Origin of the sequence: Gulosibacter sediminis, assembly GCF_030011715.1 — a bacterium.
Lineage (GTDB): Bacteria > Actinomycetota > Actinomycetes > Actinomycetales > Microbacteriaceae > Gulosibacter > Gulosibacter sediminis.
On the sequence record NZ_JASCYH010000019.1, the window covers coordinates 34,437 to 45,095 of the forward strand.

General features: G+C 69.9%; 9 protein-coding genes. 7 read left to right on the forward strand and 2 right to left on the reverse strand.

Annotation, left to right across the window (positions count from 1 at the left end; genetic code table 11):
- Positions 1–73: 73 nt before the first annotated feature.
- The gene (locus QM019_RS07845) at positions 74–1,555 is read right to left on the reverse strand and encodes an aminotransferase class I/II-fold pyridoxal phosphate-dependent enzyme (RefSeq protein ID WP_125106837.1); all 1,482 of its coding nucleotides are present in this window, start codon (positions 1,553–1,555) and stop codon (positions 74–76) included.
- 105 nt (positions 1,556–1,660) lie between these two features.
- Between QM019_RS07845 and QM019_RS07850 the strand changes: the two genes are divergently transcribed.
- The 7 genes from QM019_RS07850 to QM019_RS07880 all read left to right on the forward strand — a co-directional run bounded on the left by QM019_RS07850 (position 1,661) and on the right by QM019_RS07880 (position 8,758).
- Positions 1,661–2,584, forward strand: a complete 924-nt coding sequence (locus tag QM019_RS07850; RefSeq protein ID WP_282826764.1) for a LysR family transcriptional regulator — start codon at positions 1,661–1,663, stop codon at positions 2,582–2,584.
- 99 nt (positions 2,585–2,683) lie between these two features.
- A complete protein-coding gene (locus tag QM019_RS07855; protein WP_282852528.1) occupies positions 2,684–3,907 on the forward strand; it encodes a M24 family metallopeptidase in 1,224 nt (407 codons plus the stop codon).
- Positions 3,904–4,809 carry a M20 family metallopeptidase gene (locus QM019_RS07860; protein WP_282852529.1) on the forward strand — a complete coding sequence of 302 codons (906 nt, stop codon included), beginning with the start codon at positions 3,904–3,906 and terminating at the stop codon, positions 4,807–4,809. Before QM019_RS07855 ends, QM019_RS07860 begins: the two co-directional genes overlap by 4 nt.
- A 20-nt stretch (positions 4,810–4,829) precedes the next feature.
- A complete protein-coding gene (locus QM019_RS07865; protein WP_211198180.1) occupies positions 4,830–5,129 on the forward strand; it encodes a M20/M25/M40 family metallo-hydrolase in 300 nt (99 codons plus the stop codon).
- Positions 5,130–5,235: 106 nt separating this feature from the next.
- A complete protein-coding gene (locus QM019_RS07870; RefSeq protein ID WP_193127551.1) occupies positions 5,236–6,666 on the forward strand; it encodes an MFS transporter in 1,431 nt (476 codons plus the stop codon).
- Between the two features lie 84 nt (positions 6,667–6,750).
- A complete protein-coding gene (locus tag QM019_RS07875; RefSeq protein WP_282852530.1) occupies positions 6,751–8,124 on the forward strand; it encodes a D-alanyl-D-alanine carboxypeptidase/D-alanyl-D-alanine-endopeptidase in 1,374 nt (457 codons plus the stop codon).
- Positions 8,125–8,176: 52 nt separating this feature from the next.
- Entirely contained in the window at positions 8,177–8,758 is a 582-nt protein-coding gene (locus QM019_RS07880) for an isochorismatase family protein (protein ID WP_282852531.1), read from the forward strand.
- Positions 8,759–8,761: 3 nt separating this feature from the next.
- On the opposite strand, the gene QM019_RS07885 is transcribed toward QM019_RS07880, so the two are convergent.
- A partial coding sequence (locus QM019_RS07885) for an ABC transporter ATP-binding protein (protein WP_282852532.1) occupies positions 8,762–10,659 on the reverse strand: 1,898 nt, incomplete at its 5' end.

The following is a 10,659-nucleotide window of genomic DNA, read 5'->3' on the forward strand; positions in this document are numbered from 1 at the left end:
TACCGAGGTAACCCACAACAGGGCCCGGCCGGCGCAACCCGCCACCGGGCCCTGCTGTCGCGCTCTGCCGCCGCTACTTGACGACGCGGAAGGTCGCGGCGGCCGGATCGACCGCGCCGCGCACGTAGCCCATCGGGGCGGCGGCGACGGCTTGCAGGTAGTCGACGATCTCCTCGGTGATCGTCTCACCGGGCGTAAGGTTCGGGACACCGGGCGGGTAGGCCGCGAGTGAGTCGCTCGAGACGCGACCCACCGCATCCTTCGCGAGCACGACCTCGCTCGGCGCGAAGAACGCGTCGCGCAGCGACATTGCGCGGGGGCCCGGATCGACGACGCGGGCGGCGATCGCGTTGCTCGGCATCTCGGGCAGTGCGTCGATCGCGCGCATGAAGCGGTCAACATTCGCGGTGCGAGCGGCGCCGAGCACGAACACCACGGCCCCGTCGGTCGCGAGCTCGGGCACCACACGCTGCTCGTAGGCGAGGTGCTGGTACGTCTCGAAGCCACCGATGTTGCCCGAGCGGGTGTCAATGACGAGCTTGAACGGGTCGATCGCGATCGTGTCCTCGGCCGCGAGCTGCTGCTCGCGCGCCTCGGTGAAGCGGCCGTGTTCGGCGAGGCGCACCCGCAGTTCCTCGGCCGACTCGAGGCCGCGGTTGAACGCGGTGCTCGCCTCGGTGGCGAGGAAGCGACGGGTCTCGTCGAGCGCCGCCATAAGCAGCGCGCTCGAGCTCGTCGAGGTGACAACCTTCGAGACACGGTCGACCGCGGCGCCCAGGGCGGCCGCGTGCGGGCCCTGCCCGAGCAGTAGCATCGCCGACTGCGTGAGGCTGCCGGCGAGCTTGTGGGTGCTCGAGACGACGAGGTCGGCGCCGAGGCGAATCGCGTTCGTCGGCAGCTCGGGGTGGAAGCCGAAATGCGAGCCCCACGCCTCGTCGACGATAAGCGGCTTGCCCGCGTCGTGGGCGACCTTCGCGATCGCGGCGATGTCGGCGACGGCGCCCGAGTAGCTCGGGCTGACGACGAAGACGGCCGCGGCATCCGGATGCTCGGTGAGGGCCTCGGAGACCTGCTGCGGCGTGACGCCGCGCGCGAGGCTGAGGCGGAGGTCCATCGACGCCCGCATGAAGACCGGCTCGACGTTCGCGAGCATCATGCCGTCGATCGTCGACGAGTGGCAGCTGCGCTGCACGATGAGCTTGTCACCGAGCGTGCCGAGCGCGAGCATCGCGATCTGGTTGCCGGCCGAGGCACCGTTGGTGAGGAACCAGGCTCGGCTCGCGCCCCACGCATCCGCCGCGAGCGTGAGCGCGCGCTGCATCGTGTCGGGCGCGTCGCCGAGCGGAATCTGCGGGTCGGCGAGCGGAAATTCGGTGAGGATCATCGGGAAGTCGAGGGCGACGGCCTTCTCGCCGAAGACGCGGGTGAGATGCGTCGAACCCTCCGCGTCGGCGCCGTGGCCGGGCACGAAGTAGCGTTCGAGCTGCAATGACGCCAAGACCTGCAGCTGTTCGGAATAGGGGGCCGCGTATTGGGAGTCGTTTAAGGCAGTCATATGCAGATTTTTGCCCCACCTGTCGGTTTGGCACAAGCGCAGAAGTGTCGAGATCCCTCAATACTCCCTATGGTGGCTATGGGTGCTCGGCCCTAGGCTGCTTGTATGCTCGACCTTCGCCAGCTCTCCGTGCTCGACGCGATCGCCCGCACCGGCTCGCTCGCCGCCGCGGCCCGCGACCTCCACTATGGGCAACCGACGATCAGCCACCACCTGCGCGCGCTCGAGCGACACCTCGACTCCGAGCTTGTCGTCTCGAGCGCCACCGGCACGGCGCTCACGGCGGCCGGCGAGCTCATGCTCGAGCACGCCCGTGCCGTGCTCACCCGCCTGCGCGTTGCCGAACGCGACGTCGCCGAGCTCGGTCAGTCGGGCGGGCCCGTGCTGCGCATGGGTACCTTCGAATCGGCCGGCGCACGCCTCCTGCCGCAGGTGCTCGCGAAGCTGGGCACGGGTCGCACGGTGCAGGTCGAGCTCGTCGAGGGCGAGCCGCTCGGGCTGCAAGAGCAGCTCCTCGACGGCTCGCTGCACTGCGCGCTGCTGTACGACCTCGACGGCGACACCTCGGTGACCGACGCGGCGCTGCGCCAGCGGACCCTCGAGCGCGAGCCCTTTCGCATCATGCTCGGCGCCGACCATCCACTCGCTACCCAGGAGGTTATCGACCTCGCCGACCTCGCCGAGGCCGACTGGATTCGCTCGCGCAGCGTGCTCGAGGCCTCCGAGCGCGCGCTGCTCACGGCCGCGGGCGCAGCCGGCTTCGTGCCGAACACCCTCCTGCAGAGCGAGGACTACTCGCTCGTGCACGGGTTCGTCGCCGCGGGCGTCGGCGTCGGCCTCATCGTCGAGTCGGCCGTCGACACCCGCTACCGCGTCGTCGCGCGGCCGACGGTGCAAGACCTCGGGATGCGCCGGGTGCGCTTCGTCGCGACGGCCACCCCCGAGCCGGGTCGTGCCGCCGCCCTCGCGCGCCTCGAAGAGCTGCTGATCGAGGCAGCCGAGGTGAATCCCGCAGCATCAGTGGAGTAAATAACGACGTTCGTCGATGAGCGTGGCAGTATTGCCAGCACATCACCGTCGTAACGACGCGAAGCCGCAAGCCAGCGCCGTGCTGTCGAAGGGAAACGAATGTCGCAGCCGCACGTTGGACCGAGCATCGGCGCCCCGTTCAGCGAAACAGAGTTCATCGCGCGGCGCGACAGCGTGCGGGAGCGGATGCGTGCCGGCGGCTTTGACGCCCTGCTCGTGGCCGACCCCGCAAACCTCTACTACCTCACGGGCTACAACGCGTGGTCGTTCTACATGCCACAGGTGCTGTTTCTGCCGCTCGACGGCGAGCCGCTGCTCATCATGCGCGAAATGGATGCGAACGGCGCCCACCGCACCGCGACGACCTTCCCGCCAGAGCAGATCCTCGGCTACCCCGAGTCGCTCATCCACCAGCCCGACTGCCACCCCGGCGACTGGATCGCGCAGGCCCTGCTCGATCGCGTCGGCACCGAGCCGCGCCGGGTCGGCTACGAGGGCGAGGCGCACTTCTTCACGGTACGCACCTTCCTCTCGCTGCGGGCGCACCTGCCCGGCTGGCAGCTCGACGGCAGCCAGGATCTCGTCGGCTGGGTGCGACTCGTGAAGTCGCCCGCCGAGATCGAGCTCATGCGTATCGCGGGCCGCGTCGCCACCTCGGCGATGACGGCGGGCCTCGAGGCGCTCGTGCCCGGTCGGCCGCAAAACGAGGTTGCCGCGGCGATCCAGGCCGCGCAGGCGCGGGGCGTCGACGATGCCGCGGGCGACTACCCGGCGATCGTGCCGCTCATGATGGTCGGCGCGGCCGCCGACACGCCCCACCTCACCTGGAGCCACGACCCGCTACCCGACGAGACCGGCGTTGCCCTCGAGCTCACCGGTGCCCACCGTCGCTACCACTCGCCGATCGCGCGCACCGCCTACCTCGGCACCCCGAGCGCCGAGTTGCGCCGCCTTGCCGACGCGACGACCGACGCGCTCGAGGCCGCGCTCGCGGCAGTGCGCCCGGGCGTCACGGCGCACGACGTGAGCGAGGCATTCACCAAGGTCCTCTCGGCGGCCGGCTACGAGAAGGCCTCGCGCCTCGGCTACTCGATCGGCATCGGCTACCCGCCCGACTGGGGCGAGCGCACCGTGAGCCTGCGCCGCGATGACCCGACCGTGCTCGTCGAAAACATGACCTTCCACCTCATCGCGGGCATGTGGATGCAGGGCTATGGCTTCGAGACCTCCGAGGCGATCCGCGTCACAGCGAGCGGCGTCGAGACCTTCGCCGACGTGCCCCGCAACCTCGTGCTGCGGCCGAGCACGGGAGGCGGGGAGTGAGTATCACCGATGCAGAACAGGCCGTTATCGACCGGCTAGACGCCGACGCGATCGCCGAGCTCACGGCCGAGCTCGTGCGCGTCGGCGGCGAGAACCCCGGCGGCACCGAGGAGGCGACGGCGACGCGGCTCGCGTTCGCGCTGCGCGCGCTCGGCGCCGAGGTGACACTGCAGACCGTCGAGCCCGGGCGCCCGAACATCATCGCGCGCATGGGCGACCACCGCCTCGGCGACGGCATCCTTTTTCTCGGCCACAGCGACGTTGTGCCGGCGGGGGAGGGGTGGACTCGCGACTCGTACGCCTGCCTGCGCGAGGGCGACGCCCTCTACGGCCGCGGTACGACCGACATGAAGGGCGGCCTCGCCGCCGTCGTCTCGGCGATGGCGGCGGTCAACGCCGAGCTGCCACACCTGCCGATGACCCTCGTCGTCACGGTCGACGAGGAGCTCGGGGCGAAGGGCGTGCTCCACTACATCGAGCACGAGCCGGTCGGCAGCTACCGGGCCTGCATCGTCGCCGAGCCGACGAACCTCGTGACGATCACCGCGTGCCGCGGCGCGATGAACGTCCGCGTCAATCTCGAGGGCGCGAGCGCGCACGCCGGCAAGCCGGACGAGGGCGCAAATGCCATCGTCGCGGCGACCGAGGTGATCGCCGCGGTCGAGGCCGACGACGCGGCGTTGCGCCGCCACCCGCATCCCGTGCTCGGCAGCGGCACGTGGTCGGTCGGCACCGTCGAGGGCGGCCACGGCACGTCGATCGTCGCCGACGCTGCACGCTCACGATCGACCGACGCATCCTGCCCGACGAGCAGCCGGATGCTATCCTCAACAATCTGCTTGCGGACGCCCGCGGCAGGATCCGTGACCGAGCCCGTGTCGGCACCGACCGCATCCGCGTGAGCGGCGAAGTCGAGATGGTGATGCCAGGGTTCGAAACGGAGCCGGAGTCCGAGCTCGTGAACGCCGCGGTGCACGCGGTGCGCGACGCCGGCGGCGACGGCTCGGTGGGCGTGTGGACCGCAGCGTGCGAGGGCGGATTCCTGCACCGCCATCACGGCGTGGACTGCCTCGTGTTTGGCCCCGGAGACCTCACGACGCAGGCGCACCAACCCGACGAACACGTGCTCGTCTCCGACCTGCATCTCGCCGCCCGCGCCTACGCACTTATGGCCGTGCGTGCCGCCCTCGCGGGCCGGCACCCGGCGCAGACCCCCAACTGATCGACCCGCCTTCGAGCAAGAAAGGATCGCCCCACCGAGACCCAAGCGCGCACGAGGCGCGCACCTTGGCCGCACCGATCGCGGCCATGCGCAGAGAGGAAATCCGATGACTGCGACCCCACCCCCGTACGACGAACTCCCACCCATCACCAAAGAGATCGACCTCACGCCTATCCAAAAGAAGCTGGCGCGCAAGTCGGTGGCCGGTTCCGCCCTCGGTAACGCAATCGAGTGGTTCGACTACGGCATCTACGGCTACCTCGTCACGTACATCGCGGCCCACTTCTTCACGTTCGGCGACAACTCGGGGGCGTGGCCCACGATCTTCGCCTTCCTCACCTTCGCGGTGTCGTTCCTGGTGCGGCCGCTCGGCGGCATCATCCTCGGCCCGCTCGGCGACCGCGTCGGCCGCCAGAAGGTGCTCGTGCTGACGATCATCCTCATCTCGCTCGCGACCGCGGCCATCGGCATTCTGCCGACCTTCGAGCAGGTCGGCTTCCTCGCCCCCGTGCTGCTCGTGCTGCTGCGCATGCTGCAGGGCTTCTCGGCCGGCGGCGAGTACGCCGGCGCGGCCGTGTTCATGTCGGAGCACGCGCCCGACAATCGACGCGGCGCCTACGGCTCGTTCCTCGAGTTTGGCACGCTGCTCGGCGCGAGCTGCGCGGCGATCCTCTGCACCACCCTCACCGCCGTCGTCGGCGAACAGGGCATGCTCGACTTCTGGTGGCGCGTGCCGTTCTTCGTCACCCTCGCGCTCGGTGGCGTCGCGCTCTGGCTGCGGTCGAGCCTGCAGGAGTCCGAGACGTTCAAGCAGGACTCGAAGCACACCGACGAGAACGAGTCGGCGTTTAAGGCGCTCGGCAACCTCTTCAAGCACTACCCGAAGCAGGTCTTCAAGCTCTTCGGCTTCGTGATCCTCATCAACGTCGCGTTCTACATCGTGCTCACCTACATGCCGAGTTACATGGCGACGACGCTGGGGCAAGACCCGGTCGCGTCGAACTGGACGCTCGTCGCGATTCAGGTGGTCATGATGGCGGTGATCGTGCCGTTCGGCGCGTTGAGCGACCGAATAGGGCGCAAGCCGCTGCTCATCACGGCGAGCCTCGGCTTCGTCGTGCTCTCGGTGCCGGCGGTGATGCTGCTGCAGATCGAGGCCGTGTGGTCGCACCTGCTCGGCCTCGGCATCCTCGGTATCTGCCTCGTCATGGTGATTTCGACGATTTCTTCGACGCTGCCGGCGCTGTTCCCGACTGCGGTGCGCTACTCGGGCTTCGCGATCGGCTACAACATCTCGACCGCCCTGTTCGGTGGCACCGCTGGTGCCGCGAACACCTGGCTCGTCGAGGTCACGGGCAACCCGCTCGTGCCCGGATTCTACCTCGCCGTTGCGGGCCTCATCGGCCTCATCTCGGTGCTCACGTTTAACGAGACCGCGGGCCGGTCGCTGCGCGGCAACGTGATCCCCGGCAGCGACGATGAGAAGCGCGTCGCTCGCGGAGAGAAGCTCGTGGGCAAGATCAACACCCCCGCCTAACCATGCGGATGGCAACGGCCGGGCAGCCTAGGCTGCCCGGCCGTTGCCATCCGCAAGTAGGCTAAGGCGGTCGAAAGGAGCGGTGTGAACACGCAGCAGGCGGATGCGCCCGGGCGACGGTGGGCGCCGTGGCTGGTGGCACTGCTCGCGATCGCCCTCGTCGGCGGGCTCGCGCTCGGTGTCGGCGCCGCCCGCATGGGTCTGCTGCCCGAGTCGGCGGCCCCCACGCCGACCCCGACCGAAGTCGTCGTGCCGCATCCGACCGTGACGACCGGCTCGTCGACGCCGCGCACCTGCTCGATCGCCGACGACGTCACCTCGTCGGCCGCCCTCGACTTCCACGGCATCGTCGAGCGCGCCGACACCGGTGAGGTGCTCTTCGCGCGGCAGGAGGACGAGGCGACCCCGACCGCATCCGTCATGAAGCTCGTGACCGCGGTCACGGCGGTGTCGACGCTCGGCGCCGACACCCGCCTGCCCACCACCGTCTACCCCGGCACTGAGGCCGGCAGTGTCGTCCTCGTCGGCGGCGGCGACCCGACGCTGAAGTCGCAGACCACGAGCTACTACGCGCAGGCCACCGCGTCGATCGCCGAGCTCGCCGATGCGGTGACCGCGGCGGGCGGCGCGACCACCGTGAGCTACGACGACTCGCTCTTCACCGGCGACACTTGGCAGCCAAGCTGGAACGACGCCGACCGAGTCGACGGCTCGACTTCGGCGATCTCCGCGCTCATGATCGACGCCGGCCGCGCCGACCCGACGACCGAGTATTCGCCGCGCACGCTGACACCATCGGAGGACGCGGCCGACGCCTTTGCCGCCGCCCTCGGCGCCGACGTCGACGACACAATCGGCATCGAGCCCGACAGCGAACCAATCGCCGAGGTCTGGTCGCCGACGGTCGAGCAGCTCGTCGAGACGATGCTGCTCGACAGCGACAACGTGATCGCCGAGGTGCTCGCGCGCCTCGTCGCGATCGAGCTCGGCGCCGGCAGCGACTTCGACGCCGTGGATGCGGGGCAGCAGCTCGCGCTCGACGCCCTGGACGTGCCGACAGCCGGCTTCGTCGGCGCCGACGGCTCGGGCCTCTCGCGCGACAACCGCGGCAGCGCCGCGACGATCGTCGGCCTGCTCGAGCTCATCGACGAGGGTGACGACGGCCTCGGGATCCTGCGCGACTACCTGCCCGAGAACATGCAGTCGGGCACGCTTGAGCAGCGCATCAACGGGGTGCCCGACGGCGCGGTACAGGCAAAGACGGGCTACACCGACCAGGTCTACGCGCTGGCGGGTTTCATGGTGCTGCCCGACGGCGTGCAACTCACCTTTGCGCTCTTCGTCGCGGTGCCCAACCCCGAAACCGACGCGACCACGACGACCATCACGAACCGCAACGCGCTCGATGCGGCGGCCACGGCCATCTACAACTGCGGCATCGAGCTCACGAACCGATAACTCGCGCCCGAAAACCGGTGACTCGTGCCCCACGGCTCGATACGCTGGGCCTATGACGCGCGGACTCCTTATCGTCGATGTGCAGAACGATTTCACCGAGGGCGGTGCCCTCGCCTGCAGCGGCGGCGGCCAGGTTGCCCGAGACATCTCAGAACACCTGCGTCGCTACGGCGACGACTACGCGTGCGTCGTCGCCTCGCGCGACTGGCACAACGCCGAGGGCGACAACGGCGGGCACTTCGCCGCGACCCCCGACTTCGTCGACTCGTGGCCGGTGCACTGCGTCGCCGGCACCGACGGCGCCGAGTTCCACCCCGACCTCGACACCACGGCGCTCACCGCCGAGGTGCGCAAGGGCCAGGGCAAGCCCGACTACTCGGCGTTCCAGGGTGTCGACGAACAGCAGCGCCCGCTGCTCGAGGTGCTCCGCGAGGCCGACGTGCACGAGCTCGACATTGTCGGCATCGCGACCGACCACTGCGTGCGCGCCTCGGCGCTCGCGGCGCTGAGCCTCGGGTTCAAGGTGCGGGTGCTGAGCGACCTCTGCGCGGGCGTCGCCCCCGAGTCCTCGGCGGCCGCCCTCGACGAACTCGAAGAGGCCGGCGCCGAGATCGAGTACGTCGGCGTCGCGTAGCCGCTACGCGAGCAACTGGTATTCGGCGAGCCGGCGGTAGAGCGGCGTCGTCTCGAGCAGCTGCTCGTGCGTACCGCGGCCGATGATGCGGCCGCCATCGAGCACGAGAATCTCGTCGGCGTCGACGACCGTCGAGAGCCGGTGTGCGATCATGAGCATCGAGCGGCCCTCCGAGACGGTGTCGAGGGCGCCGCGCATGAGCGCCTCATTCTCGCCGTCGAGAGCCGAGGTCGACTCGTCGAGCAGCAGCACCGGCGGGGCCGAAAGCAGCGTGCGCGCGATCGCAAGGCGCTGCTGCTCGCCGCCCGACAGGCGCACGCCCGACTCGCCGACCTGCGCATCCAGGCCCGCGGGGGAGCGGTCGACGACGCCGCCGAGGTTCACCTGGCGCAGCACGGCAACGCACTCGTCATCGCTCGCGCCGGGGTTGCCGAGCAGCAGGTTGTCGCGGATCGTGCCCGCGAGCGTCGGCGAGTTCTGCTGCACGTAGCCGAGCTGGTCGCGCAGTTGGGCTCGCTCGATCGCGCGGAGGTCGACGCCGCCGAGCGAGATAACGCCCGAGATGGGGTCATAGAAGCGCTCGATGAGCGCGAGCGAGGTCGACTTACCGGCGCCCGAGGGGCCGACGAGTGCGACCTTGTGGCCGCGCGGCACCGTGAACGAGACCTCGTCGAGTACGAGCGGCGACTCGACCTGCGTCGACTCGTCGATCATGAGCAGCTTGTCGGCGTCCTTCTGCGCAGCGCGGCCGCGAGCGGTGACGAAGCCGTCGAAACGGGCGGATGCGTCGGCGCGCGCCTGCGCGGCCCGCACGACCCGCTCGGGGTAGCGAAACGACACGTTCGCGAACTCGATCGCGGGGGCCGACGGCTCGGCGTCGACGTTGGCGGGCCCGCGCAGCGCGACGGCGGCGCCGGACGTGCGGTCGTTCGCCTCCTCGTCGGGCAGGTTGACGATCTCCTCGATGCGGCCGAGCGCGCCGAGCGCCGAGGCGACCGCCGAGATCGCGCCGAAGAATTGCGTGAGCGGCGCGATCATGAGGAAGAGGAACATGATGAACGAGATGAGCGAGGCGACCGTGAGGCTCCCCGCGGCGACGCGGGCGCCGCCGACGCCGAGCACGAGCACGAGCGAGAGCTGCAGGGCGAGGAATGACACCGGCACCATGACGGCCGAGATCGCGGCGATGTCGAGCCCGCGGCGGTACGCGCCCTCGGCGTCCTCGATCACCTTGCACTCCTCGCGCTCGGTCGCGTTCGCGGCGCGCAGGGTGCGCATCGCCGAGATCGCCCGCTCGGTCGAGGAGCTGAGCTCGCCGACCTTCGCCTGGGCGGCGGCGGAGGCGCGCATCACGCGCCCGCCGAGCGCCACAACCACGACCGCCGAGATCGCGACGCAGGCGAAGGTGATGAGGAACAGCACCCAGTCGAGGATGAGCATGGCCACGATTGCGCCGGCGAAGGTGAGCACGCCGCCGATCGCCTCGATGAGGCCCTGCGTGAGGACGGCCCGCAGCAGCGTCGTGTCGCTGCCGACGCGCGAGACGAGGTCACCAGTGCGGCGCGCGTCGAACTCCGAGATCGGCAGGCGCAGGATCTTGCGAATGAGGTTGCGCCGGGCGTTGAGCACGATCGTCTCGCCCGTGCGCTGCAGCAGGAAGTGCTGCATGCCCGAGAGCAGCGCGGCGAGAATCACGACTGCGACAAGCAGCCACGCGATCCACCACTGCATCGCGCCCTGCTCGACCTGCTGAATGAGCAGCCCCATGAGCACCGGCTGTGTGAGCGAGAAGACGGCGCCGACGAGCGAGATGATGATGATCAGCGCGAGCATGCGCTTGTCGGCGAAAAGGTACGGCCACAGCTGCCGCAGCGTCGCGCGCGGCGCCGAAGAGTCGGTGC